The sequence below is a fragment of the Flavobacterium sp. AC267 genome (assembly GCF_979258715.1).
The window spans coordinates 2,299,481-2,324,999 of sequence record NZ_OZ409875.1 but is presented as its reverse complement, the minus strand read 5'-3'; the positions used below and the strand labels follow the sequence as shown (position 1 = coordinate 2,324,999).

Here is a 25,519-nt window from a genome sequence, read left to right as displayed (position 1 = left end):
AAATGAGTTCGAAAAAATAATAAAATCCCTTAGAGTATCAAAAAATTATACAAGCCGAAAACTTACTAGTCGATAAATTCACTTACGAGGTATATTTAGGCGGTGACATAACTTTTGATAAAGATAAGAAAACTGGATATTGGAATATCTCAATATACCAGCGTTTACTTGGCACTCCTTTAGAAAGATTAATGATTATAGTCGCTCTGGGAACAATTAAAAGAATAGAAGAAAAATGGTTTGTTGACGAAACTTCTCCATTTCATCAAATTGGGCCACAAATTGAAAGTGGATATTATTTACCTGATACTGAATCCAAAAAAAATACGGAAGAGACACTTTGCAGTATCAGAAACGGGTTATTTTACTTATTTGAAACAGACTATCTTTTAGAAAAGAATTATTTTAAGGTGGAAGATGTCATCGAACTAACGAAATATTACATGTCGATGAGCATGGTTTCTTTCATTTTTTTCCAATTCCTTGCAAACGTTTCTGCATTAAGAAAACACAAAGGTGATGTTAAAACTTTTCATGAAATAATTATTTCACAAAGAAAATATAATCTATTACAGATTATTGATGTCCAAGAAAAGATGTTGATAAATTTAAAAATCACGAAAAACGACATAAAAGAAATTTTTGAATTCCTATATCCAGATCGAGCACGCATAACTTCTCAAATTATTTTAGAGCAGAAAATTAAGGAATTTAGAGGGAACGAAAAGTGTTTCGTATTGACCGAAGATAGCAAATCATCCGAATTAACTCAAATTATACTCGCGTCAAATGGTTTTAAAATCTCAGAAACTTTAATTTTATCATATGAAAGTTGCGATCAAATTGGAACTGTAAAACTATTTTCTGCCTTTGTTAGACAAAGACTTCCAGATATCAAAATAATTGTGCATCGAGATAGAGATTATTTGACTGATGATGAAATTAAAAAATTACAGTTACAATTTAAGGAAATTGAAACGCATCTGTTTATTACACTTGGAACCGATATTGAAAGTCATTACATTAACAAATTTCATGTTAACAATTCTTGTCCAGAGATAGGAATTGAAGAGGCAACGACAATTAATTGAAATGGCTTTTGAAACTGCAGAGGAAAAATCTATTGGTTTACTAAAAAATAAAGAATTTGGAGAAAGGTACAAGAACAAATCTTCACATTTACATATCGCACTTGAACAACTATATTCAAATAATAAGCTAAGATTCTCACATGGAAAAACCGTATATAAAGCACTCAAAAAATTAATCCAAGCAAAAACAAAAAAGAATGCAAATCTTGAAATTCCAAGTGAGCATTTAAAAATCTTAGAACTTGAAGAAATTGCCAAGTCAATTTGGAAAAGAACATAATCAGGCATTCCTTCACTTTTAAAGTTGTTTAACTATGTAATTAATACATTCTAAAGATCTGGATCTGGGTCACTATTTTATAATATTTTACTAAACCATACACTTCTCGGACATTCTAATTACAACTGAAAGAGATACCTAATTTGTGCTCGCCATAGATTTAACAAATTTCGTCAAACAAAAATTCAATATCGTAAGCAATTCAATAAACAAGAATTCTCATATTAATCTCTAATAAAATTATATAATCCTTTTTATTGTAAAGATTGAAGTAAAATAACCTGCCATTACAGGAAGTAGTAGAAGGTTATAAGGCATCATCCTTTATTAGTCTTAATGTGTGCTTTTGCAACAGGAGAATCTTATAACTGTTTAATAGCAGCTTGTACTTCTGGTCTCTTATAAAATACTGCTTTATCTACAAATAATCTTCCTTCGTAAGTTCCCCTTAACCCAGTATCTTCCGTTTTTGATGATTTCTTAAATAGTGTCATAATAATTATTTTAACCACAAATACAATTATTTTAATTTACTTTAAAACTTTTAAGTGTTCATTACCATTTGCTAAATCTCATTTTTAGAAATTTAGATCTTTAATTAATAGAAATAGTGCTCTGGATATCATTTTAACAATAATTAATTAGAGAAAATTTTATCGTTTATCCGTATTCAATTTTTGTGACACAATATGGCACAATGAATATTGACAAAAAAATTAAGTTAAATATAGCTTCAAGTGTTTAGGATCCATTATATTTAAGAATAGTATTGAGGACTAATAAATTATTCAATAGATATGTTTAAATCTAGGTGCAAAATCGGTGCACCTAGATAGAAAATACAATTTACAACACTATAAAACAGACACTTGCAACCTTAAGTTCGAAACATTACTAACCTAAAATCTATCAAAATATTACCATTTCATTTTTGTGGCAGAAACTTGCTACAGTGGAATAAGAAAAACCAAAAACTCAGCAAAAGTAACGTTTGCCGAGTTTAGGTTCGAAACGGGATGTAAAATATTGACGAAAATGGGGAATTCTGGAGAAAATTTGCCGACTGTGCAAAAAAGCCGCTTTTGATTCTAAACAAAGGAACTTTTTTTGCTAATTTCAAATACGTTTACTCATAATTTCCTAACCGATCAGAGTCGAAGAAAAATAAAGGTTGGCTTCTCCAAACTTTATCGAAATAATCTCTGAAAGATTATGGACCTGTTGCGGGTAGTGGTGCACCAACCTTAGGAATTTTACGAATCAAATCATCAAAAACATTATCATTTTTAACAAGTTCTACAGTAATTATATCCTCATCATTTAAAATTTTAACTACTTTTTCGCAATCACTATTTTCAACAAGAACGAAGTATTTTGATTCCATATGCGAAATGAATTTTCCGAAAACTTTTGCATTATCATCTTTAATTATGAAAGTAACATCTTCAGAATAATCATTGTTCAAGATATCAGCATTTTCGATTGCAAGTATAGGATAATAGAAAAATGAAATTACGTAACTCCCCACTATCATAATATATATAAAAAGTTTTCTAGAAATAATTATAGAATGTTTTGTAAATGATAAAATCAACACAATGATCAGTGTAATTCCAACCGTTATCATTTTATAGGTTTTATCATCTATAAGACTATAGATCATAAAAGATGACGAGACTATAAGTGCAATTACAGCATTCATTAATGTAACTTCTTTTTTTACAATTTCTTTAAATGATGCAAAACAAACAAAAAAAGAATTAATAATATATTAGTCCATGTAGTAGCAATAATTTTTATAAAGGACATATCTATCATTGATGAATCAATATTAAATCGCTTAAAGAAGAATCTCCAATACAACCATCCAAATTGATACAGAACAATACCGCTAATTGTTGTAATAGATGCAATGTTAATTACAATGTTATTTTTTGAGTTTTCCATTTATAATTCAAATTTTAGAGGTAAATATATTAGATAAAAACTATAGTAGCTAAAATTGAAGTTAAACATGGTAATAAAATATTCGATATTGAAAAAAACTCTTTAAAAAGTCTTGATAGATTTTCTACCTTAAAAACCTAAGGTAAATTAAGCCAAAAAATTATGCATTTTTATTCGTTCTAATTTTCATGGCAGGATTATGGCTCCGCACATTTAATAAATTTAATAAATAAATAATATTTAGGTTTATCGATTTAGGTTCAAATCGGATGTACGCCTCAATAATGTATTGATGGATAATCATTTTCCATATTTGAGTCTTGTTCTCGCTAGAATGAAAAAAGCTTCGGATCGCTCCCAAGCTTTTTTATTTTAATTGAAATTTATTCTTTAAGCTCATATTCGGAATACTCAAGTACAAGGTTGTTTCTTTCAGTTTCCTACAAGTGCAATTTTCCAGTTAGCATTAACAAACATTTCTAGAACTATATATGTATTAAATTTAAAATCTACAAAATTTATTATAAACGTAATGAAAAATGCTAGAATAAATATTATTGTAATACCTTTTATTTTCATAGAAATTTTTTTATACTCGAATTTAAAATTTTTATGTTAATAAATTTATCTTGGCAAAGTAATTATTACTCTTACTTTTATAAAAATATAAACAAACAAAATGTCCGAACAAATTTCTAAAAAGTCAGTAATTGATTTGAGCAAAATAATTGCTGTGGGTGGTATTATTCTATATCAATTAGGTTGGCTATACTGGCAAACATTTTTTACTAGTTTAAACATCGATAGTTCATTTATTGACATTCCAATAGAAAAAATTATATCAACTACTTGGTTGATAATTGCTGTCGTCATAATTGTATTTCATCGCGTTCTTGACCTTATATCGGCTAATAAACAAGTAATTCCTCTTTCTGATGGAATACTGTACATATCTCTTGCATTAGCTCTGTTATATTTTGTTTACAATACGGAAGATATATGGTACATTTTAGCAACTATAATATTTTTATTCGTAATATTTAGTTTAGAATTTGTAAAAACATTCTTTGGAACCATAACAGGCAAAAAATATATGTATGCTGTCGCTATTATAATGTATGCACTTGCTTTCTATTTTTATTCTAGTAAAGCAACTAAAGATGCTAATATAATCAAATCATATAGAACTAATGATATTGAAATTATAATGAATGAAGGAAACAAAATTATAATTGGAAAATTTGTTTATTTTATGAATGACAAGTATTTTGTCTTGAGTCAAAACAAAGATAAAAAAATAGTAACCTTAGTTATTAACAACAGTGAAATTAACCACACTAAATTATTAACATCAAAATCTAAATAATCTATGACCAACGAGGTAATTATAAATTTTACGAAGGTGAATTATCCATATGTAGTAGTATTTTTCCTTATTTTATTCTCAGTCGAAATTATTTCAAAGATAACTACAATTTCAAAAAAACTGCCAGCCTTTATAGTCAATTTTGAACATTACAAATTCATAGCATTTAGTACAAGATTTTTAGTCTATTTTTTTCCAATACTTTTAATAGTAGGTTTTATTTTCATTTATAAAAATTCGCTTGTAACTTTTGGGATAACGGGTCTTTTTATAGTATTTTGTACAATGTATTCGATGATATTGATTTTATTCTTATTGAGAAAAATGCAAAATACTACTTCTTTACAAATAAAATATAAAAAGGAAGAGCAAAATTTATATCTAGAAACATTTGAAAATATTTATAAAGCAATTGACACACTTAGTAAAGCAATTACGGAAAAAGACAAAAAGTAATTTAGTAGAACCAAAGCGTTGTTCTTCTGGACTTGAACGGTATCTTCCACAAAAGTTAAGGCGAATTTTTACCGATGTTTCACTGGTTTCACTTTTGTGGCAGAGTCGGGGAACATTGTTTTTATACTTGATACCCTTTCTTCCACGAAGTACGAAGTAGAATTTTGTAAATTTTTCACCCAATCTAACTTTTGTGGCAGAATCGTGGCACATGTTGTTTTTGAAAACAAGAAATCCAAAAAAATCAAGGTGTAGCGAGTTTAGGTTCGAAACTTTTAGATACCCAATATAAATAATAAAGGCACCTCATTTAGGAAAACCCATTAATTTTTCATCAAAAACTCCTGCCAATACCAATACCAATAGTCCAGGTATCATAAGCATTCCATTTGAAATCATAACCCAGGCTTCCAAAGAGCTCCCATCCTTTTGGCGACTCATATCCATATTCAGCACCAGCCCTGGTGAGCAGAAAATCTTCCTCTTTGGCAAACTCACCTCCCATTCCAAGTAAAAAACTCCAGTGTTCATTTAGCTTATAAATCCCAACGATGGCCGTGGCAATGGGATAGTTGCGCTGGATTGTTTCTTTTCCTGGTCACTGGTCAGGTTTTTTTGAACTGCATATTTTTCTATAATAAAATCGGTATGGATACCAGCGGCCCATTTGCCTGTAAAATGATAGGTGTAATCAATTGCCCATGAGGGCAATGAGAGCACTTCCCTATTTCCCTGATCGTCCCTCCCCTCAAAGACATGGGCATGGCTAAGGACAACTGATAACTGATGATGGGCAACAAATGGCTCCCTGGTTTGTTGCGCCAGACAATCAGGGACAAAAAGAAGAGTGAAACTAAAAATTAAAATAAATCCTTGAATGAATCTGGCCTGCTTGCATATGAAAATTTTAAAATTAAAAATGTGATTTACTTCTGATTCTCTAAACCTGTGGTATAGTTTCAATAAGGCCTGTGCTGTCTTGCCTGTACAATTTTAAATATTCCGATGGAGTAATTCCTACATGTTTTTTAAATGCCCTGTAACCTGTTGTCCTTGATTTAAAGCCACAAAACAGCATTAATTCCTCGGTCTTTAGATCTTTCCAGTCCGCATCATTAATTTTTGTTTTAAAATAATCGATTCTCTTTAAATTAATATAATCGGTAAAATGATGATTAATCTCCACATTGATTAGATACGAGATAGTATGAAGGGTAATCCCTGTCTCTTGCGCAAGATCGGGCAGGGAAAACTCGTTTTTCAAAAAGAGCATATTGCTGGTCAGGGCCTTTTCTATTTTTGCCAAATAAAGCTTCTTTTGTTTTGATGTTAACTTCATAGCCTATAATTTTTATATAATGTTACAAGCGATATGATTTGCATTGAAAAACAAGGCATCATTTCCAGCTAATTTTTACCATATTAAATCCAGTGTTGCCCTAATTATAAATCACCTTCGCCCTGGTCAACCTGATTCTTTTTTTCTTTTAAATGGTTTTAGTAAATGGGAAAATATATTATTAAAAACTCCTTTGACCTGAAAAGCATTTACCAATTTGTCTGTTCCGCTTCGGGGCATGATTTCATTGGCGTAGAGTACTTCAATTTTAATATCATCTGAAAAAGCAAACCCGCTGACCTATCATTGCCCGATTACGATCAAATACCTCCGGACCGCTTACCTGGCTTCTGGTTTTAAAAAACAGTTCATCGGAAGCAAAAACATACATTTTTTTACATTTACATCTAAAGTTGATAACGGGCACACGGCCTTCACCTGAAATCTTAGGCGCTCAACAGCTTCCATATAATTTTGATCAGTTTCCATATGTCTGTCCTCGAATCTGGCCCGCAGGTTAATTGTAACCGCCGGAGACTTAAAGACATTATAAGTTACCTGCAGGGCAGTTCTGAATTCCCGTGATTCTTTTTGATTTAATTCCGGAACGTTATTATTGGAATAATTAGAAATAAAGGCAGAAAATTTCCATTTTTCAAAAGCATAATAATGGACCCATCCCCTAAGGTAAAACTGTGTTATGCCGTGAAACATATTAGGGTCATCCGGGGTACTGCTGGACACAAATCCGGCATCTGCCTGCGGCACCCAATTCTGACTTAGGTCTCTTGTAAAATCATACTGATTCCAGAACTGGTTCAATTCATCTGTCTGGGCAACAGCGGCCGACCACAAAATAAAAACAAGAAAGGCAAATATATTTCTGCATAATGACATGATAGAAAATAGATCCTAATTACTTAAATTACAGCGGGCATAAAACCAGAATGCCATCGATTATTCTCACAAATAAATCACTTAGGGAAAAGAAAAATAACCATAGCCCTCCATCCCCAATCTGCCCTCATGCTTTCAGGCGCAATAAGATGTACTCGGGGTCCGATAGCCAATGAAACTTTTTGTGTACCGATGCTTGTCACTCCGCTTATATTTGGGATCAGCCATACTGATGTGGTCCGGGCTTCCCAGTTCTGTGTCCATTCACCCACCAGCCCGATACCAGCTCCGCTTTTCCAGTTGTGGGTTATAAAAGGCTGTAAAAACATTTGGCTTACATCAGGGCGGCCATCACTTCCCGCGACGCTCCACAATTGATTCACCAGTGCGCCTATGGTCCATCCGTTGGTCTGCTTCAGGGCCACAGCTGTGGGGCCTATCCCAAACTTTTTACCAGTAAGGAAATCATCTGTTCCTGTAGGTATTAGAAAAGCAGGCCCTGCTCCCCATGTGAAACCGTTTTTAGTGTTTTTAGGGCTGAAAAAGCCGCTAAGTACCGCATCGCTTAATCCGCTCTGCTTTTCGGCGACCCCTGTAATATTATTTTGGGTAACGATAGGCAGTACAACCCTTCCGATCATATTTAAGTTTTCGTTTATGCTTATGGGTATAACCGGCTGAAAGTTGAGCGTATTGCGGCTTCCCTTTAAATCTCCAATACCGTAATCACTGTTGTTCTGAAAAGGCACGCTGATCAAGCTGGCAATGGGATTGGCAAGCTTCTTGGCTAATTCAGCAGACATCATCCTGAGCATGAAGACTGATAAAAGAGAAAAATAAAATACAGCATAAAAAAAATTTGCTTGGTAACTGACTCATAATTTTAGTACTAATTGTGGCTTTAAGGTGTTTGGTCGCAGATCATAATCTGCGACCATAACCCCTATTGAGAATTACAAAACAAAAGCTCAGTGCCTAATGATATTAAAAAGAGCTCTTCTAAAAATGTCATAATTATTAAGGCTCAACAATATTAAACCAGAAATTGAAACTGTCTATTTTTCCAAGGAATGATGTAAAAGCATTTTGGTCCCCGTCAATTTTTATGGCTTTTGATTTGAGTAAATCAGCAAAAGAAGCTTCTTTCAAACTTACTTTATTCAGGTCACTTCTGTTAATGGTAATAGTTGCGGTAACATTATCTTTTACGCTTCCGCCAATTCTCGGATTTACAACTCCATTTGCTATTATCAAAGCTACTTTTTCATTTACATCCGGCAGAACAATGTTAAAATTGTATTTCATAGCAGTGCATCAGCTTCTGTTCCTTTAAATTTCATGGCAAGGAAATTAAAGAACAAATCAGTACTCATACCACGAACCATGTCCGGACCTGCAGTATCTGGAGAAGGCAGTACCTTAACCCCATTTCTCAATTCTGTTGCTCCTGAAAGATAAAAATTTCTCCACGGACCAGATTCGGCCACATAACCAAGCTGTTCGTAAGCGTCTGCCAAAAGATTTCTTCCATCCTGATTTTTGGGTCTGCAAAAACCAGATGGCTTACCACTTCGGCCACCCAGCGGTATTCTCCTTTATCATACGCTTTTTTAGCATTCGACAGAAGATTATCAGCCCCGCCCATAAATTCGACATATTTTTTCCCGGCATCTACAGGAGTAAGTTTATTTAAATTGGAAGGATTCCCGTCAAACCAGCCAAAATATAATTGATATTGTGCACGTACATCATGGCTTAAAGTCCCGTAATACCCACGGCTGTAAAATTCCTTGTCTAATGATTCGGGAAGCTTTAGCATCTCGGCAATCTCAATTGGAGTATAGCCTTCATTGGCCAATCTTAGCGTCTGGTCATGGATAAAACGGTATAAATCGCGCTTTTCCCAGTAAGGCTTAATGTTTTTATTATCCCAGGTCGGCCAGTGATGAGAAGCAAAAGAAAACTGTACATCGTCTCCCCATTTTGCAAGTGCCAGATCAATATACGCACTCCATTTTTGACCGTTACGAACCTGCGCCCCTCTTAAAGTATAAAGATTATGAAGTGTGTGTGTGATGTCTTCTGACTGGCAGAATGCTTTGAGTTCAGGGAAATAAAACATCATCTCTGCAGGCGCCTCAGATTCCGGCGTGTAAATAAACTCTACTTTTAAGCCGTCTACAATTTTTTCCTCACCGGAAAGTTTATTAATTTTAAATGTACCATCTATAATACCAGACAAACCTGTTGAAGTTGTTTGTCCCAAACCTGTCCCTAAAGTTCCTTTTGCATCTTTCGGAAGTAAATTTCCATACATATAGGAAGCTCTTCTCCCCATTGTATTTCCTCCCATTACGTTTTCACTTATAGCATGATCGAAAAAACCTTCTGGAACATAAATTGGAACTTTGCCGCTTTTCACATCTTTTTCATCCACTACTCCTCTTATACCTCCAAAGTGATCGATATGACTGTGTGTAATGATAACTGCGGCAACAGGCTTTTTACCAACCTTTTCGTTTGCTAATGCTAATCCAGCCTTAGCTGTTTCGGGAGACATAAGAGGATCAATTATAATCCAGCCTGTTTTACCGACAATTAAAGTCATGTTAGCAAGATCTAGACCTCTGATTTGATAAATGGAACCTTTTTTCACCTCAAACAAACCATTGATACTGTTGAGTTCACTCTGGCGCCATAAACTAGGATTTGTAGTTGCAGGTGCAGTACCTTTAATAAAATCATACTGCTTCATATCATAGACCACATTTCCTTTTTCATCTTTTATGTTTCCTGCCGGAATCGTAGCTATAAGCCCTCTTTTAGCATTCTCATAATCCGTTTTGTCGGCAAAAGGCAGATAGGATAACAGATCATTGTTTGCTTTCTGGGTAAAGCTGGTTGCCTCTTTTTGATTTTTGTCTGTTTGTATTTTTTGCGAATATGTTTTTATCACAGCAAATAAGCTTATTAATGATAAAAACCTTACTGTTGTCTTTGATACTCTTTTCATAATTTTAGATTTTAGTTAAATACATAGCAATAAATGATACAACTAAAATTACTTCAAAATTAAAAAGGAAGGGAATTTGTGAGGGAAAAACGTGTTTCAAATTATAATTTGCAACCAAAAAAAGGAATATTTTATTATCTTTTTTTAATGTTCTTAGCTTAAAAGTCTTTAAGGATAAATTAACTTTGAAAATATAACCTATTACATAACAAACAGTTACATAAAGTTATATCATTTTAAAATTTATTGAAATTAAAATTCAGATGAGATGTTTTTAAGCTTTAAACTAACAGAAATATGAAACACGTTTCATATTATAATTTGCAACCATTTTGAAGATATGAAATATTTAAGAATTAACTTATTTATCGGTACTTTGACTAAGAAATTACATTTCAAATGTACTGCTCTTGAAGTAATCCGCTTTAATGCTTATAAAAAAAATATTATTTCATTTTCTGAGGCAGTTTAAGATAGTACCAGGTTTTAAACAGGATATATATGGGCAGTGTCAGTTTTTTTTCAGATCATAGTGATGTTTCTGCTACCTTTTTTAAGTGTGATGCTTCCCATACTTGCAGGGCAGTATTTTGGAATCCGCACCAGGAAAATAAATGAGGAAGTAAATGATTCACCAATCGGCTCTGTAGTAGGGGCGGCACTCGGCCTGCTTGCCTTCATGCTTGCTTTTACCTTTCAGATTGTAGACAGCCGTTACGGCGAGCAGGAAAGAGCTTCTCCTAGAGGAGGTTACTACAATCAGAACAACTTATCTGCAGGCAGGATTAATTCCAGAACCCTTTCGTACTGCTTCGAGAAAGCTTTTGATTGAATATACAGATCTTCGGATAATACTTGCCAGAGACGCATCACTGAGTCGCCTGGAAAATTTGAAGTCCAGATCACAGTCCATTCTTGATTCGCTCTGGAGTTATTCAGAAGTGTTAGCGACCCGGGACAGAAGTTCCGAGGCCTATTCCTTATACACAGCATCTGTAAATAACCTTGTAGAGAATTATAACAAGAGAATAACCCTCACATTCGAATACAGAATCCCTGGTGCCATCCTGTGGGTGCTTTTTATTATCACGTTATTTTCTATGTTCCTGCTGGGGTATCAGTTTGGAATTTCCGGCAGAAAAAATAGCATTCTGGCTGTTTTTACAGCGATAATTTTTTCCTCGGTAATGTTTTTAATTCTTGCTTTAGACCGCCCTGAAACCGGCATAATGAAACTGAATCAGGCGCCAATCAATACACTTGCCAGGCACAGTGCGTGATAGATGACAATACTAAAATCCCATCAGAAAAGAAATCTTTAGATTTTTTATCTGCATGATTTAAATAGAAAAATTCCTAAACAAACTGAATCAAGAGCTTTGAACAGGGACTAAAATAATTGGGGAGCCCTAAGGAAATGGAAATGTGTAAATCTCCATTTCCCTTAATCGAAAAGCGCCCTGCATTGAAATTTGAAATTGATAACATTTAAACAAACGTTATGAAACCAAAAAAATTTTCAAACACAGTACTGGTTATTGGACTTATACTGACGCAGAATCTTACATTTTCCCAGCATACGGCTGATTTAACAGACAGCGAGCATTTCTTCTTCAGCTAATCCATTTTCAGTAGAAAATAATACAGAGGATTATTTATATAAAAGCCCCAAACCTGTACCGCCCTGGTTTGCCAGACGCCTTAAAGTATCAGCAGGACTTTTCATCCCGGTTAACAACACTAAAATAGAGGTAGGAAGCCAAAACGGTGAGTTCGGCACCACGGTGGATTTTGAGGATGATCTGGGCTTTCGAAAATCGTCAAGCACCTTTCTTGCCGACATACAATGGCGGGCATCACGCAGATCGCGATTTGATCTGAGTTTTTTTCATCTCGAAAGAACCACTTCCTACCAGCTGAAAAAAGAAATCGAATTTGGAAATCATGTATATCCTGTGGACGCCAGTGTCAATTCCTTTTTTGAAAACACAATATACCGATTCTCTTATGGGTATGCTTTGTCGCTTGACCCTAAATATGAACTGGGACTGATGATCGGAGCCCATATCCTGAGAAGCAATGTAGGAATCAGTCTTGTTGGCGCCACGGCAGAACTTGGATATAAGGACGATTTTGACTTTACGGCCCCCTTGCCTGATGTTGGGATCTGGGGAGGTTATGCCTTTACAGACAAGCTGGCCCTCACAGGAAATGTCAGCTACCTCTCGCTGAAAATAAATGACATAAGCGGCAAAATTATAAGCTACAACTTATCGGTTATGTACGAAGTGTCTGCCCAATTTTGATGTGGCTGTCGGTTATACAGGGCTGAATTTTAATGTAGATGTAGAAAAAGAAAGACTGCAGGGTTATTTTAAATGGGGCTATAATGGTCCTTCATTAACTGTTTCCTATTCATTTGGTAAAAAGAAGCCATTTGAATGATGAAGATAATAAAAAATCAAATAAACCTCAAAGAAAGCAGTATGATGGTCTGATGTAATCAGGTTCCAAACGTCAAATTACTGTCGAAGAATAGAAATTGTATGTCCCAACCTTGCAATATTAGAGCTTATGGAGCAATTTATACTAATTAAAAGATTAAGAAAAAATTGGTTTCGCATTACTTACATTTGTTTTTTTCGCTAACAGTACATACGGACAGAACTGTACCGTAAATGCTGGAGTCCTTAATGTTACGCTCTGCGAAACTGATGCGCTGGTTTTAACAGGAAATAATCCTTCCCCTATTATTGGTAATGTATTATGGACACAAATATCAGGACCAGCTGTTGTTATTAATACTCCAAATAGCCCGAGCACTACTGTTACGGGTTACACTGGAGGAAATACTTATACTTTTAGATACAGCGCAACGTGTGGTGATGGCGTTTTGGCTTTTCAGGATAAGGTCGTAAATGTAAAGCCTATCACTATTGCAAGTGCGGGCGGTAATATAGCAAGCTGTCCAAATACTACAGGGAATTTATCTATATCCGCTAATGCTCCTCAATATACTGGAGAAACGGGTTACTGGGAAATAGTGGGTACTAATAATGCTGGCGTAGTACTTAATTTTCCGAATTTACCAGCATCAACTATCAGTTTACCTCCAACGAGCTGTGGTGTAACCACACTGCAATGGGTTATTGAAGGGCCTGAGTACGCTCCCGAAGCGCTATCGCAGAACAACATCTCAGATAACGGTCACCAATTACGGCGGGGTTACTCCTGTTTCTGCGGGACCGGATCAAACTTTAAGTAATTGTTACACCACTACGCAGACTACTAACCTAAATGGCACTTACGGCGGCTGTGGTCTGAGCGGACAAAATGGACAATGGTCATTTGTAAGCGGGCCAAATACTCCTACAATTGCCAGTCCAGGCTCTAATAACACACAAATTTCTAATCTTGTTCAAGGAACTTATACTTTTAGATGGACTGTTGCGGGACCTTGTGCGTCTGGTAATGATTTGGTAACAATTACTGTTCCTGCCGCAACGCAGGATGTAACCACTCTTCCAGGTGGTGACGAAGATATTTTCTTTTGTGATAATACTATTACCCAGGTTACCCTGACAGCCCAAACTCCTTTATATGCGGGCGAAACTGTACAATGGACACAAATATCTGGAGATACTGGTGCCGTAATTGTTTCTCCAGCAAATCCAACTACCTTAGTTACCAATATTTCAGATTCTGGTGATCCGTATACCTTTAGATATACCCTTACAAATACAAATACGGGCTGTGTTTTTACGAAAGACTATAATATTCAATATAACGGCCCAAGCAGAACTATAACAGCAAATAATGGTGATGATATCGCCGGAGTCACGGATGCTATGGTATTTACAATTCCACTGACGGTAACGGGAACTGGAGTAAATCAATACAGAATTGCGGCGGGCCCAAGCGGTTCGCCTTTAGGGCCTTTCCCTACTGCACTCCAGAATGTTGGAAATTCACTGACCCTAACCCTTACTACACCAGGAGATTATACTGTGGAATTTATTAGAAGCCAAAATGGCTCGCTTCCTGTTGGATGTGATTTTGGTTTTGATACCATAAATATATTTGTCTCAGGCGAACCGACTCCCTCAAATGCAGGATCTGATGTAAGTCTGCCCTGCGGAGATACAGCCACCCTGCTGTCTGGTGTTTCAACAGATCAAGGCACGCACTATTGGAGTCAGCTAAGCGACCCAAATGACGCTGTCATCGCAGATAGTTTTGCTGTAAACACACAGGTTTCAGGACTTATTCCCGGATCATATGTTTTTCAATATATAACAAAGGGAGGTGGTGTCGCTTGCGGTTTTTCTATTTCTACTATAACTATACATGTATCTGAAAGCACGCTAGGAGTTACAAGCGCAGGCGCTGATGAGATTGTCTGCACAAATTCACAAGTACCGCTGGATGCTTCACCTGCTCTAAGCGGTGAAATAGGTACATGGAGCCAGGTTTCCGGGCCAAGCACGATAACCTTTTCAAATGTAAATGATCCCAACGCTACAGCCTCAGGATTTACTGCAACGGCAGTCGCTTATGAACTGCAGTGGACAATTTCCTATCTGCATCCAGGCCCATCCTGCAGTGCTCCTATTTCTGATACTGTACAGATTACTACAAATGATAGAGCAAAGACCTACCAATTCAGATGCTGGACCAGATGCTTGTTATCCTAATGGGACAACAACATTTAATCTTAGCGGCAATACACCGCGACCACAGGATTTTGGTACATGGACAGTAGTACCCGCGACTGGAGTAACGATAGTTAATCCTGCAGATCCTAATACAGAGGTCATCGTTTCTTCTAATGGAACTTACACCTTCACATGGTCTATTGAAAATAGACTGAGACTCTGTTTGCCAAACCAGAGCAGTGTTACAGTTACTATTGCAGATACGCCACCGTTGGCCAATGCAGGACCAGATCAGGAAATTTGCTGCGAAGACAATAACAATGGCCGCAACCTCCAGCCCTGGAAGCGTGGGAACCTGGACCAGAATTTCTGGTTTAGGAAATTACACCATAAGCAGTGTAAATGATCCTAACGCGGTTTTCACATTCAATACCAGCGGTTATTATATTTTTAGATGGACTGTGAATGCTGAAGTATGCGGTGAAGCATTTGATGATATAAATTTAACTATAGGTATTCCGCCAGATCCTGGTACCGCTGGACCAGACCAAAATGTTTGTAACAGTACCAGTGTTACCATGGCAGGAAGTGCCTACGACAGTTTTTTTGAAAGCGGACAATGGTCTGTTCTTACCGGCGCACCAAATCAGCCCAATATTGTTAATCCTTCTGATCCCAATACTGTAGTTAACGGACTGGTATCGGGTACTTATACTTTTAGATGGACTACCACTGCTAAAAACATCGTTATCTGCCCAAGTACTTTTGATGATATGATCGTTGTCGTTACACCTGGTGCAGACGCAGGATCAGATCAAAATTATTGTGATGTTACCAGTGTTCAGCTTACTGGAAATGCAAATTCAACAGGAACTTGGACTTTGACAAGTACGACAGGCAATCCAGTCGCTGTTACTTTAACACAATCGTCGCCCAACAGCTATCTTGCCAATGCAACTGTTGTTCCTGGGAACAGCTATATTTTTACTTATACAACTACGTCTGCCGTTTTTCCTGACGGTTCTACCTGCGCTGGATCTTCTGACTCTGTTTCAATTGAAATATTTAATGGTGCCAGTGCCGCTCCTGATGCAGGCTCAGATCAAAATCTTTGTATTGATGATGTCGGCGGAATTATTACTTTACAAGGAAATACTGCTCCTGCCGATGTTTCCACAGCCCAATGGCGTTTTGTTCTTCAACCGACTGGAAGTATAGCAGTAATAGACGATCCTTCTGACCCTTTGACTACTGTCTCAAATTTAACAGTACCAGGCTTATACATTTTAGAATGGGTATTTCAAAGTCCTTCCTGCAGAACATTATCAGACATTGTGCGAATAGAGATGAACACTCCGCCAAGTACTGTTCGCCGCCGGGCCTGATGATACTGCCGCTTGTCAGACCAGTTATCAAACTGCCGCCGTACCTCCGGCATCAGGAATAGGAACATGGTCATTTGCGAGTCCATCAGATGATCCTTCAAACGGAGATGTCATTATTGACAGCCCAAATAGTCCCGTGACAACTTTATCTAACATTACCACCTTGGGAACTTACAGATTAACATGGACGGTAAATAATGGACCTTTTATTAATCCTCTCTCTGTCAGCCTTCTTCAGATACTGTTGAAATCACTTTTAACGATATACCTCCATCAGTAGCAAATGCAGGTCCTGATCAAGAAATATGCGATCTTGCCGCTACTAGTATGGATGCGGTAACTGTCACTTCTGGTGTAGGTACATGGACACAGGTTTCCGGACCAAATACAGCAAATATTGCGTCTCCAAATCTAAGCAATTCTCTTATGCTTGGACTTATACCCGGAACATATGAGTTTCTTTGGACTGTTACTACCTTAAATTCAAATGGATGTATTTCACAGGATACTGTACTTGTTACAATTTATGACAGTCCTTCCGCGGCAGATGCAGGACCTGACCAATCAGTCCCTCAATTTACGCCGGTAAATATGAACGCTCGCTGTTCCTGCAGTGGGCACTGGTACTTGGACTCAAGTTTCTGGACCAAGTACAGTTGGGTTTAATGATCGTTCGTCACCAGCTTCTGCTGTTTCCGGAACTGTTTCCGGCACTTATGTTTTACGATGGACTGTCAGCAATGGTACTTGTCCTGTTTCTTCTAATGACATGACGCTGACAATAATTTCTGTTGCAGATCTTGAATTAACCAAATCGGTTCTTCCTGTTACTGGAAGCGCGGGGGATACAGTGACTTTTAATCTCCAAATTTTTAATAATAATTCGCTGGGCGGCACTGTTACTGCTACTGGTGTCGCGGTGCGAGATTATATTCCCTCTGGATATACTATTGTACCGGGCTCCGTAAACTTCGCCGGGCAATATAATGTGGGCGACAATACCATTACTTGGAACAATCTTACTATTCCGGTAGGAAGTAGGTTAACATTAAGTTTTCAAGCCGTTATTAGACCCAATGGCTCTTATGTAAATAATGCTCAAATCATTGCCTCAGATCAATTTGATTCTGACAGTACTCCAAATAACAACATTGTCGCCGAAGATGATCAAGATGATGCTTCCTTAATACTAGACTCAGCCGATTTATCATTACAAAAAACAGTCTCACCAGCGGCAGTAAGTATAAATGACAATGTTATATTTACTATCAGGGTAACCAACAGCGGACCTAATAATGCTTCGGGTATAACCGTTTCAGATCAGTCGCTTGCCGGCTACACTTATGTAAGTGACAATGGAGCGGGAAAATACAATAATACAACCGGCATCTGGAACGTGGGTAATTTAAATAATGGAAACACCCTGACACTGCAAATTACCGCTAAAGTAAATGTTGCCACACCGGCCAATTACATCAATACGGCAGAAATACAAACTGCCCATCAGCGAGATCCTGACAGTACTCCGGGAAATGGATTAATAGAAGATGATCTTGCAAGAGCAAATGTTACACTGCAATCGGCAGATTTAGAACTTTCAAAAACGGTTTCACCTACTTCAGCGGCAGAAGAGGCGCCAAGTTGACTTCACCATAAACGTAGTGAATCTAGGTCCTGGAAATGCAACAGGAGCCGCTGTAAAAGATGTTATTCCTGCTGGATATACTTTAATTCCCGGATCAGTATCCAATGGCGGCGTGTATCAAACAGCCGCTAGCAACGATTGCAATGGAGTGAGCTGTCTTTACCTGCCGGCTCAAATATAAATTTAACTTTCAGCGCCATTGTAAATCCTTCCGGAAATTATCTCAATACTGCGCAGGTCACAGCAAGTGATCTGCCCGATCCCGACAGTACACCAAACAATAACAGCGCAGACAGAAGATGATCAGGACAATGCCGAAATCATTTTTATTGGACCATCTGCCGATTTATCATTGGTGAAAAATGTTGTGGCAGGAAACACAAGTCCAATTGTTGGAAGCCAGATTTCTTTTGAACTTATTATTACCAACAGCGACCCAAATAATGCTCGCTGGTGTTCAAGTTACCGATTTACTTCCTTCTGGTTACCAATATTTAAATTACAGTTCGTCTGCTGGTCTTTACAACAATACTACGGGAATTTGGAATGTTGGAACAGTTGATAATGGAGTATCAGAATCTCTGATTCTGGATGTAAGAGTACTTCCAACAGGAGATTATTTGAATGCTCGCGCAGGTTACGGCCAGTAATCTTCCAGATCCTGATAGTGCACCTAATAATGATGATGGAGATCAAAGCGAAGATGATGAAGATAATGCTGTTACAACTCCTATTCCTGCTTCTGCCGATTTATCACTAACTAAATCTGTCAGCAAAGACTGCACCAACGGTAGGTTCTGTAGTTACTTTTACCATTATCACTACAAACAGCGGGCCTCAAGATGCTTCCTTAGTAGCTGTTACCGACTTACTTCCTACGGGCTATACTTTCAGCAGTTTTAATGCAACAAGCGGAACTTACGACAGTTCAACTGGTTTATGGACATTGGATATTCTTAAAAGCAGTGAATCAGAAACATTACAAATAAACGCAATTGTAAATCCGACTGGAAATTATATCAATACAGCCGAAGTTACCAGCGCCGATACGCCCGACCCAGATTCAACTCCAAATAACAGCGTAACAACCGAAGACGATTATGACTCCGCTGTAACAACGCCAATTATCCAGTTATCTGATTTATCATTAACTAAAACAGTAAACAATCCAGCTCCGCTGGTGGGTTCTCTTGTAACTTTTGAACTTGTGGTAACCAACAATGGACCTCAGGATAATAATGGAATTCAGGTTACCGATATACTTCCATCAGGATATACTTTTAACGGATTTACCCTTTCAACAGGAACTTATAATCCAACAACGGGAATATGGAATGTGGGGAATTTAGTTAATGGAGATTCCGAAACATTACAAATTACTGTCGCTGTAAACTCTTCAGGAGATTACACCAATACTGCCGAAATTACAGCAGGGAATCTTCCTGATCCTGACTCAGCTCCTAACAATGGAATTACGACAGAAGATGACTATGCAAGCAGTTTCAACAGTTCCAGCCGCCGCATCTGCTGATTTATCTCTTACCAAAACAGTCAGTACTGCGGCATGCCGCTTGTTGGTTCGCAGGTAACATTCAGCATACAGGTCAGCAATGCGGGACCACAGCAGGCCGATGGTGTTACTGTTACAGATTTACTTCCTTCCGGATATACCTACGTATCCTATAATGCTACAACAGGAAGTTATGATACGCTGACAGGCCTTTGGACAGTTGGAAATATGCCTGTATCCGATTCTTATACTTTGCAGGTAACAGCTGTGGTTAATGCTTCTGGAAATTACACCAATACTGCCGAAATTACAGCAAGCAGTCAGCCTGATCCTGATTCGGCTCCAAATAATGGAATAACAACAGAAGATGATTATGCCCAGGCGACAGTCATTCCAACAGCTCTGGCATCTGATTTATCATTAACTAAAACAGTAAATAATCCAACTCCACTAGTGGGTTCTCTGGTGACTTTTGAAGTTGTCGTAACCAATAATGGACCACAGGATACTGCTGGTGTAATTGTAACAGATATACTTCCAGATGGCTATACCTACTCTAATTTCGCTGTTTCTGCAGGTACTTATAATCCCGTAACCGGATTATGGAATGTGGGTAATCTAATAAATGGAAAATCAGAAACACTGCAAATTACAGCGGTTGTCAATGCGAGCAGGCAATTACACCAACAGTGCAGAAATAACTTCAAGCACTACTGCTGACCCTGACTCCACTCCTAACAATGGAATAACAGCAGAAGATGACTATGCAAGACAGTTACAACAGTTCCTGTTGCCGCATCTGCTGATTTATCCCTTACCAAAATAGTCAGTACTGCGCAGCCGCTTGTTGGTTCTCAGGTAACATTCAGCATACAAGTCAGTAATGCGGGACCACAGCAGGCAGACGGTGTTACTGTTACAGATTTACTTCCTTCTGGATATACTTATGTATCCTATAATACGACAACAGGAAGTTATAATTCGTTAACAGGGCTTTGGACAGTTGGAAACATTCCTGTATCCGATTCTTATACTTTACAGATAACAGCGTTAGTTAATGCATCTGGGAATTACACCAATACTGCCGAAATTACAGCAAGCGACCAGCCTGATCCTGATTCGACTCCTAACAATGGAATTACAACAGAAGATGATTATGCCCAGGCAGACTGTCATCCCAACAGCTTTAACATCTGATTTATCATTAACTAAAACTGTAAATACTACTGCACCGCTTGTTGGTTCTCTGGTAACTTTTGAAGTTGTGGTAACCAACAATGGACCAAATGATAATACTGGTGTTCAGGTAACTGATTTACTTCCATCAGGATATATTTTTAGCAGTTTTACCCTTTCAGCTGGAACTTACAACTCTGCTACCGGGCTTTGGAATATAGGTAATTTAGTAAATGGAGAATCGGGAACACTGCAGATTACTGCGACTGTAAATAGTACGCGAGATTATATAAATAGAGCCGAAGTAAGCGCCGCAGCTCTTCCTGATCCAGATTCAACTCCAAATAATGGAATTACAGCTGAAGATGATTATGCCCAGGCAAGCAGTCATCCCAACAGCTTTAACATCTGATTTGTCATTAACTAAAACAGTAAACAATCCAACTCCATTGGCTGGTTCTCTAGTAACTTTTGAAGTTGTCGTAACCAACAATGGACCAAATGATAATACTGGCGTTCAGATAACCGATTTACTTCCATCAGGTTATACTTTTAGCAGTTTTACCCTTTCAACTGGAACTTACAATTCAACTAACGGACTTTGGAATATCGGTAATTTAGTAAATGGAAAATCGGAAACACTGCAGATTACTGCCACTGTAAATAGTACGGGAGATTATATAAATACAGCCGAGGTAAGCACAGCGACTCTGCCTGATCCGGATTCAACTCCAAATAACGCAGTAACAACAGAAGATGATTATGCCGAGGCGACCACAACACCAACCAATCAGGCATCAGATTTATCTGTAACTAAAACAGTAAGCGGCCGTAACGCCTTTAGTGGGTTCGCCAGTTACTTTTGAAGTTGTGGTGACAAATAATGGACCGCAGGATAATACAAACGTTCAGATTACGGATCTGCTTCCAAATGGATATACTTTTAACGCATTTACAGTTTCTACCGGAACTTATAATCCAGTAACGGGAATATGGAATGTCGGTAATTTAGTGAATGGGAAATCAGAAACGCTCGCAGATAATTGCACTTGTAAATCTTACCGGCAATTATTTAAATATCGCCGAGATTACCTCAGCTGGGCTTCCTGATCCGGATTCCACTCCAAATAACGCAGTAACGACAGAAGACGATTATGCGGCTGTTGTTACTTCTCCAATTAATCAGGTCGCTGATTTATCTTTGACCAAAACGGTAAATAATGCGGCTCCATTAATAGGTTCGCAAGTCACTTTTGAAGTTGTAATAACCAATAACGGTCCGCAAAATAGTTCTGGCGTTCAGGTAAGAGATTTACTTCCTACTGGATATACTTATAATAACTTCAGTTCTACAAAAGGAACTTATAATCCGATAACAGGAATATGGAATATTGGCTCTTTAGTAAATGGAGATTCTCAAACCCTGCAGGTAACAGCAGTTGTAAATGCTTCCGGCAATTATACTAATGCAAGCAGAGGTAATAATCAGTAGTCTTCCTGATCCAGATTCAACACCAAATAACGGAGTTATTACTGAAGATGATTATGCGCTTACCACTACTGCTCCAACTGCTCCTATGGCTGATTTATCTCTTACTAAAGCAATAGTCGGCGGTAATTTAAATCCAATATTTGGAGCAACAGTTACTTTCGAAATTACAGTAAAAAATGATGGCCCGCAGGTCGCAACTGGAGTACGTGTAATGGATCTGCTTCCAAGCGGATACGAATATATTGTTTACAGCTCAACGGCCGGCCAATATTTCAATACAACGGGAATGTGGAATATCGGAACCATTCAAAATGGAGATTCAGAATCTTTATTAATTGCTTTGCAAAAATAAACACTACAGGCAATTATAATAATATCGCTGAGGTGTATGCTTCAAACGAATTAGATCCTGACAGTACTCCCAACAACAATGCCAGCGGAGAAGATGACATCAATTCTGTACTTTTAGCACCTGTTCCGGCTGTTGCGGATCTTTCGATAGAGAAAAAAGTGCTGAATAATAATCTTACCCCAAATGCAGGATCGCAAATTTCATTTTCTATTACCGTAACTAATTCCGGCCCCAGCACAGCAACCGGAATAACTGTTAAGGATATTCTGCCGTCTGGATATGATTATGAATTCTATAATTCTACTTCAGGAGCATACGAGCGTACCACCGGACTTTGGAATGCGGGGGTTATTTTACCCGGAAACAGCCATACTTTATTGATAAATGCTTTTGTGAAAAATCCGACCGGACAGGCAGATGAGTACCTCAATACCGCAGAAATAATGACTTCAGACCAGTTTGATCCCGATAGTACTCCTGGTAACGGCATCACAACTGAGGATGATTACGACAGCATATCGGTAACGCCCGTAATTGTTACGGCCGATTTATCTATTAGTAAAACAGTCCTCTCGGGTAATGCCGTTCAGGATGTTGGCTCAACTGTTATTTTTACTGTTACCGTTACTAATTCCGGGCCCGGAGATGCAAGCGGTGTTGTTGTTAAAGATTTACTGCCGGCAGGATTTACTTATTTAACAAGCAGTCCAACAAGCTACTCTTTATAACTATATAACAGGAATTTGGAATACAGGAAATGTTGTTAATGGTACAACACAATCTTTGGATATTTACACCAGAGTAAATCCTCCTTCAGGAGTTACTGGCGAATACACCAACACAACCGAAATTACAGCCAGTAATCTTCCCGATCCTGATTCGACACCAAACAATGGTGTCACTACTGAAGATGATTATGATAGTCTTCTCATTAATGTTGCAGTTGCCGATTTAAGTTTAGAAAAAACAGCCAGCAATAAAAATGCGAATGTAAATGAAGTCATAACTTTTACCCTTCAGCTAAATAATGCAGGCCCAGCCGTCGCAAGTGGAGTTGCCGTTGAGGATATTATTCCGCTGGGATATCATTCGATTTCCAGCATTAATAATGGGGGAATATTTAGCGACAATACCATAAAATGGGTAGATCTAACGGTTCCTGTGGGCGGTATTACATTAAGTTATCAAGCAACTGTTTCAAGCCCGAATGGCCTGGACAGCTACGACTATCTTAACACCGCTCAGGTAACTGCAACCAATCATTTTGATCCTGACAGTAAGCCTGATAATGATAATGGAGACCAGAGTGAAGATGACGAAGATTCGGAATTCATCAACATCCCCTCAACCGATATTGCCATAAATAAAGAAGTCGATAAAACTGATGTTCCAATGAACAGCGAAGTCAATTTTACAATAACAGCTGAAAATCTCGGAAATCTAACCGCAACAAATGTGGAGATACGCGATATTCTTCCAAAAGGATATGCTCTGAACAGCTTCACTGTGACTTCTGGAACTTATAACAGTTCGACTGGAATCTGGGCTGTTCCGAGTGTATTGCCTAAAGGTTCACAAACATTGACTATCAATGCCAAAGTACTGGATGTGAATGATTATATCAATACTGCCCGTCTTGTAAAAATGGACCAATTAGACACCAATTCATCCAACAATGAAGACAGTGCCACAATTGCTCCAAGCTGTCTGAAAATTTACAACGAGTTTTCACCAAATGACGACGGACAGAACGATACTTTCTATATCGATTGTATTACGCAGTATCCGGATAATCAGTTAGAAATATTCAATCGCTGGGGCAATTTAGTTTATTTCAAAAAAGGGTATGATAATACATGGGATGGAAAGGCTGACGGATCTGCCAAAACACTTCCCGAAGGCACGTATTTCTATATCCTTGATTTAGGAGACGGTTCTCCAAAAACATCAGGATGGCTTTATTTAAAATAACAGAATAACCAAAATAATAATTGGCTATGATTCAAAATATAAAAAAGATTTTCACCGCAATTACCATGCTTTCTGTATACAGCGCTCTTGCACAGCAGGATCCGCAGTACACACAGTATATGTATAATACGCTGAGTGTTAACTCTGCGTATGCTGGCTCTTTGGGACATCTGGCCATAACAGGAATATATAGAACACAGTGGGTCGGGCTTGAAGGAGCTCCCAGTACGCAGTCCTTTACACTTGATACGCCCATCGGTAAAAATGTTGGTCTGGGCTTGTCTGTGGTAAGTGAAGAAATCGGCCCTTCTGAAGAGCAGTATATCGATGCTAATTTTTCTTATACCATTCAATCAGGCCAGACCCATAAATTGTCTTTTGGTATCAAAGGCGGAGGAAGAGTTATCAATATCGACTGGACAAAAGGCAGTTACAGAGATCCTGATGTTCAGTTTCGTGAAAACATTACCAATAAATTTCTTCCTGTCGTGGGAGCTGGTTTGTACTGGCATGGCGAAAGGGATTATATTGGTTTGGCCGTGCCTAATTTTATGACCAAGGAGCGGTACGATTATGATGATATTGCCGAAGATCTGATGAATGAACGCATACATGTCTATCTTATTGGAGGAATTGTTTTTGACCTCTCGGCTCATACAAAATTTAAACCCGCTGTTTTACTTAAATATGTTTCGGGTGCGCCTTTAATTGCAGATTTATCGGCCAATTTTATGTTCAATAACGCTGTCAGTCTAGGTGTTGCTTATCGTACATCGGATTCTGTAAGCGGGCTGGCCTCTATACAAATAACACCTCAGTTTAATGTGGGGTATTCTTATGATTATACCACAACAGAACTTCAAAACTATAATAGCAGACACACGAAATTATGCTCCGTTTTGAATTAGTATCACGCAAAAAAGGCCTAAAATCTCCAAGATTCT

37 protein-coding genes and 1 pseudogene are annotated in these 25,519 nt (G+C 37.7%); 27 read left to right on the top strand and 11 right to left on the bottom strand.

Going from position 1 to position 25,519, the window contains the following annotated elements:
* The first annotated feature begins 191 nt into the window (after window positions 1–191).
* On the top strand, window positions 192–1,091 hold the full coding sequence (locus tag ACZZ95_RS12085) for a hypothetical protein (protein WP_463469217.1): 900 nt from the start codon (window positions 192–194) through the stop codon (window positions 1,089–1,091).
* Between the two features lies 1 nt (window position 1,092).
* Window positions 1,093–1,371, top strand: a complete 279-nt coding sequence (locus tag ACZZ95_RS12080; RefSeq protein WP_463469216.1) for a hypothetical protein — start codon at window positions 1,093–1,095, stop codon at window positions 1,369–1,371.
* Between the two features lie 362 nt (window positions 1,372–1,733).
* On the opposite strand, the gene ACZZ95_RS12075 is transcribed toward ACZZ95_RS12080, so the two are convergent.
* Window positions 1,734–1,865 (bottom strand): hypothetical protein, encoded by a 132-nt coding sequence (locus ACZZ95_RS12075; RefSeq protein WP_463469215.1) that lies wholly within the window; start codon window positions 1,863–1,865, stop codon window positions 1,734–1,736.
* A gap of 716 nt (window positions 1,866–2,581) precedes the next feature.
* The gene (locus ACZZ95_RS12070) at window positions 2,582–3,073 is read right to left on the bottom strand and encodes a hypothetical protein (RefSeq protein WP_463469214.1); all 492 of its coding nucleotides are present in this window, start codon (window positions 3,071–3,073) and stop codon (window positions 2,582–2,584) included.
* Between the two features lie 924 nt (window positions 3,074–3,997).
* Here ACZZ95_RS12070 and ACZZ95_RS12065 point away from each other — a divergent pair.
* Together ACZZ95_RS12065 and ACZZ95_RS12060 are read left to right on the top strand one after the other, a co-directional pair.
* A complete protein-coding gene (locus ACZZ95_RS12065; protein WP_463469213.1) occupies window positions 3,998–4,684 on the top strand; it encodes a hypothetical protein in 687 nt (228 codons plus the stop codon).
* Window positions 4,685–5,008: 324 nt separating this feature from the next.
* Window positions 5,009–5,140: a hypothetical protein gene (locus tag ACZZ95_RS12060; RefSeq protein ID WP_463469212.1), complete on the top strand. Its 132-nt coding sequence runs from the start codon at window positions 5,009–5,011 to the stop codon at window positions 5,138–5,140.
* A 334-nt stretch (window positions 5,141–5,474) separates the two neighbouring features.
* Here the strand turns inward: ACZZ95_RS12060 and ACZZ95_RS12055 are convergent, their stop codons facing one another.
* From ACZZ95_RS12055 to ACZZ95_RS12020, 8 genes and pseudogenes are all read right to left on the bottom strand, one after another.
* On the bottom strand, window positions 5,475–5,645 hold the full coding sequence (locus ACZZ95_RS12055; protein ID WP_463469211.1) for a hypothetical protein: 171 nt from the start codon (window positions 5,643–5,645) through the stop codon (window positions 5,475–5,477).
* A gap of 26 nt (window positions 5,646–5,671) precedes the next feature.
* Window positions 5,672–6,103, bottom strand: coding sequence for a hypothetical protein (locus ACZZ95_RS12050; protein WP_463469210.1), 432 nt, complete (start codon window positions 6,101–6,103; stop codon window positions 5,672–5,674).
* The gene (locus ACZZ95_RS12045; protein WP_463469209.1) at window positions 6,081–6,479 is read right to left on the bottom strand and encodes a helix-turn-helix domain-containing protein; all 399 of its coding nucleotides are present in this window, start codon (window positions 6,477–6,479) and stop codon (window positions 6,081–6,083) included. The genes ACZZ95_RS12050 and ACZZ95_RS12045 overlap by 23 nt, the downstream gene beginning before the upstream one ends.
* A gap of 339 nt (window positions 6,480–6,818) precedes the next feature.
* On the bottom strand, window positions 6,819–7,376 hold the full coding sequence (locus ACZZ95_RS12040; protein WP_463469208.1) for a DUF2490 domain-containing protein: 558 nt from the start codon (window positions 7,374–7,376) through the stop codon (window positions 6,819–6,821).
* Window positions 7,377–7,453: 77 nt separating this feature from the next.
* Window positions 7,454–8,182, bottom strand: a complete 729-nt coding sequence (locus ACZZ95_RS12035) for a hypothetical protein (protein ID WP_463469207.1) — start codon at window positions 8,180–8,182, stop codon at window positions 7,454–7,456.
* A gap of 211 nt (window positions 8,183–8,393) precedes the next feature.
* Window positions 8,394–8,681, bottom strand: coding sequence for an alkyl sulfatase C-terminal domain-containing protein (locus tag ACZZ95_RS12030; RefSeq protein WP_463469206.1), 288 nt, complete (start codon window positions 8,679–8,681; stop codon window positions 8,394–8,396).
* Complete coding sequence (locus tag ACZZ95_RS12025; protein WP_463471796.1) at window positions 8,678–8,812, bottom strand: hypothetical protein; 135 nt, start codon at window positions 8,810–8,812, stop codon at window positions 8,678–8,680. The genes ACZZ95_RS12030 and ACZZ95_RS12025 overlap by 4 nt, the downstream gene beginning before the upstream one ends.
* A gap of 48 nt (window positions 8,813–8,860) precedes the next feature.
* Window positions 8,861–10,131 (bottom strand): annotated as a pseudogene (locus ACZZ95_RS12020) (alkyl/aryl-sulfatase); the annotation flags it as partial.
* An 820-nt stretch (window positions 10,132–10,951) separates the two neighbouring features.
* Here ACZZ95_RS12020 and ACZZ95_RS12015 point away from each other — a divergent pair.
* The 5 genes from ACZZ95_RS12015 to ACZZ95_RS11995 all read left to right on the top strand — a co-directional run bounded on the left by ACZZ95_RS12015 (window position 10,952) and on the right by ACZZ95_RS11995 (window position 15,083).
* The gene (locus ACZZ95_RS12015) at window positions 10,952–11,221 is read left to right on the top strand and encodes a hypothetical protein (RefSeq protein ID WP_463469205.1); all 270 of its coding nucleotides are present in this window, start codon (window positions 10,952–10,954) and stop codon (window positions 11,219–11,221) included.
* On the top strand, window positions 11,148–11,669 hold the full coding sequence (locus ACZZ95_RS12010; protein ID WP_463471666.1) for a bestrophin-like domain: 522 nt from the start codon (window positions 11,148–11,150) through the stop codon (window positions 11,667–11,669). The genes ACZZ95_RS12015 and ACZZ95_RS12010 overlap by 74 nt, the downstream gene beginning before the upstream one ends.
* Window positions 11,670–12,173: 504 nt before the next feature.
* The gene (locus ACZZ95_RS12005; RefSeq protein ID WP_463469204.1) at window positions 12,174–12,695 is read left to right on the top strand and encodes a hypothetical protein; all 522 of its coding nucleotides are present in this window, start codon (window positions 12,174–12,176) and stop codon (window positions 12,693–12,695) included.
* A 1-nt stretch (window position 12,696) separates the two neighbouring features.
* On the top strand, window positions 12,697–12,834 hold the full coding sequence (locus ACZZ95_RS12000; RefSeq protein WP_463469203.1) for a hypothetical protein: 138 nt from the start codon (window positions 12,697–12,699) through the stop codon (window positions 12,832–12,834).
* Window positions 12,835–13,538: 704 nt separating this feature from the next.
* Window positions 13,539–15,083 (top strand): PKD domain-containing protein, encoded by a 1,545-nt coding sequence (locus tag ACZZ95_RS11995; RefSeq protein ID WP_463469202.1) that lies wholly within the window; start codon window positions 13,539–13,541, stop codon window positions 15,081–15,083.
* On the opposite strand, the gene ACZZ95_RS11990 is transcribed toward ACZZ95_RS11995, so the two are convergent.
* A complete protein-coding gene (locus tag ACZZ95_RS11990; RefSeq protein ID WP_463469201.1) occupies window positions 15,075–15,206 on the bottom strand; it encodes a hypothetical protein in 132 nt (43 codons plus the stop codon). The two genes, ACZZ95_RS11995 and ACZZ95_RS11990, sit on opposite strands and share 9 nt — an antisense overlap.
* 158 nt (window positions 15,207–15,364) lie before the next feature.
* Here ACZZ95_RS11990 and ACZZ95_RS11985 point away from each other — a divergent pair, with 158 nt between their 5' ends.
* The 18 genes from ACZZ95_RS11985 to ACZZ95_RS11900 all read left to right on the top strand — a co-directional run bounded on the left by ACZZ95_RS11985 (window position 15,365) and on the right by ACZZ95_RS11900 (window position 25,483).
* Window positions 15,365–16,429, top strand: coding sequence for a PKD domain-containing protein (locus tag ACZZ95_RS11985; RefSeq protein ID WP_463469200.1), 1,065 nt, complete (start codon window positions 15,365–15,367; stop codon window positions 16,427–16,429).
* Window positions 16,430–16,756: 327 nt separating this feature from the next.
* Complete coding sequence (locus tag ACZZ95_RS11980; protein ID WP_463469199.1) at window positions 16,757–17,095, top strand: hypothetical protein; 339 nt, start codon at window positions 16,757–16,759, stop codon at window positions 17,093–17,095.
* Window positions 17,043–18,074 (top strand): DUF11 domain-containing protein, encoded by a 1,032-nt coding sequence (locus tag ACZZ95_RS11975; RefSeq protein ID WP_463469198.1) that lies wholly within the window; start codon window positions 17,043–17,045, stop codon window positions 18,072–18,074. The genes ACZZ95_RS11980 and ACZZ95_RS11975 overlap by 53 nt, the downstream gene beginning before the upstream one ends.
* Before the next feature lie 16 nt (window positions 18,075–18,090).
* Window positions 18,091–18,255: a hypothetical protein gene (locus ACZZ95_RS11970; RefSeq protein WP_463469197.1), complete on the top strand. Its 165-nt coding sequence runs from the start codon at window positions 18,091–18,093 to the stop codon at window positions 18,253–18,255.
* Complete coding sequence (locus ACZZ95_RS11965; protein ID WP_463469196.1) at window positions 18,213–18,377, top strand: hypothetical protein; 165 nt, start codon at window positions 18,213–18,215, stop codon at window positions 18,375–18,377. Before ACZZ95_RS11970 ends, ACZZ95_RS11965 begins: the two co-directional genes overlap by 43 nt.
* A gap of 140 nt (window positions 18,378–18,517) precedes the next feature.
* Window positions 18,518–18,724 carry a DUF11 domain-containing protein gene (locus tag ACZZ95_RS11960; protein ID WP_463469195.1) on the top strand — a complete coding sequence of 69 codons (207 nt, stop codon included), beginning with the start codon at window positions 18,518–18,520 and terminating at the stop codon, window positions 18,722–18,724.
* Window positions 18,699–18,977, top strand: a complete 279-nt coding sequence (locus ACZZ95_RS11955) for a hypothetical protein (RefSeq protein WP_463469194.1) — start codon at window positions 18,699–18,701, stop codon at window positions 18,975–18,977. Before ACZZ95_RS11960 ends, ACZZ95_RS11955 begins: the two co-directional genes overlap by 26 nt.
* On the top strand, window positions 18,889–19,605 hold the full coding sequence (locus tag ACZZ95_RS11950; protein ID WP_463471665.1) for a DUF11 domain-containing protein: 717 nt from the start codon (window positions 18,889–18,891) through the stop codon (window positions 19,603–19,605). Before ACZZ95_RS11955 ends, ACZZ95_RS11950 begins: the two co-directional genes overlap by 89 nt.
* A 33-nt stretch (window positions 19,606–19,638) precedes the next feature.
* Entirely contained in the window at window positions 19,639–20,304 is a 666-nt protein-coding gene (locus tag ACZZ95_RS11945) for a DUF11 domain-containing protein (RefSeq protein WP_463469193.1), read from the top strand.
* 102 nt (window positions 20,305–20,406) lie between these two features.
* The gene (locus ACZZ95_RS11940) at window positions 20,407–20,781 is read left to right on the top strand and encodes a DUF11 domain-containing protein (RefSeq protein ID WP_463471664.1); all 375 of its coding nucleotides are present in this window, start codon (window positions 20,407–20,409) and stop codon (window positions 20,779–20,781) included.
* The gene (locus ACZZ95_RS11935) at window positions 20,717–21,172 is read left to right on the top strand and encodes a DUF11 domain-containing protein (protein ID WP_463471663.1); all 456 of its coding nucleotides are present in this window, start codon (window positions 20,717–20,719) and stop codon (window positions 21,170–21,172) included. Before ACZZ95_RS11940 ends, ACZZ95_RS11935 begins: the two co-directional genes overlap by 65 nt.
* Window positions 21,132–21,626, top strand: coding sequence for a DUF11 domain-containing protein (locus ACZZ95_RS11930; protein WP_463469192.1), 495 nt, complete (start codon window positions 21,132–21,134; stop codon window positions 21,624–21,626). The genes ACZZ95_RS11935 and ACZZ95_RS11930 overlap by 41 nt, the downstream gene beginning before the upstream one ends.
* The gene (locus ACZZ95_RS11925; protein ID WP_463469191.1) at window positions 21,604–21,870 is read left to right on the top strand and encodes a DUF11 domain-containing protein; all 267 of its coding nucleotides are present in this window, start codon (window positions 21,604–21,606) and stop codon (window positions 21,868–21,870) included. The genes ACZZ95_RS11930 and ACZZ95_RS11925 overlap by 23 nt, the downstream gene beginning before the upstream one ends.
* Window positions 21,776–22,252: a DUF11 domain-containing protein gene (locus ACZZ95_RS11920; protein ID WP_463469190.1), complete on the top strand. Its 477-nt coding sequence runs from the start codon at window positions 21,776–21,778 to the stop codon at window positions 22,250–22,252. Before ACZZ95_RS11925 ends, ACZZ95_RS11920 begins: the two co-directional genes overlap by 95 nt.
* Window positions 22,227–22,604: a DUF11 domain-containing protein gene (locus ACZZ95_RS11915; protein ID WP_463469189.1), complete on the top strand. Its 378-nt coding sequence runs from the start codon at window positions 22,227–22,229 to the stop codon at window positions 22,602–22,604. Before ACZZ95_RS11920 ends, ACZZ95_RS11915 begins: the two co-directional genes overlap by 26 nt.
* A gap of 32 nt (window positions 22,605–22,636) precedes the next feature.
* A complete protein-coding gene (locus tag ACZZ95_RS11910; protein ID WP_463469188.1) occupies window positions 22,637–23,332 on the top strand; it encodes a DUF11 domain-containing protein in 696 nt (231 codons plus the stop codon).
* A 4-nt stretch (window positions 23,333–23,336) separates the two neighbouring features.
* On the top strand, window positions 23,337–24,575 hold the full coding sequence (locus ACZZ95_RS11905; protein ID WP_463471662.1) for a T9SS type B sorting domain-containing protein: 1,239 nt from the start codon (window positions 23,337–23,339) through the stop codon (window positions 24,573–24,575).
* Window positions 24,576–24,601: 26 nt separating this feature from the next.
* Window positions 24,602–25,483, top strand: a complete 882-nt coding sequence (locus tag ACZZ95_RS11900) for a PorP/SprF family type IX secretion system membrane protein (RefSeq protein WP_463469187.1) — start codon at window positions 24,602–24,604, stop codon at window positions 25,481–25,483.
* The last annotated feature ends 36 nt before the right edge of the window (window positions 25,484–25,519 follow it).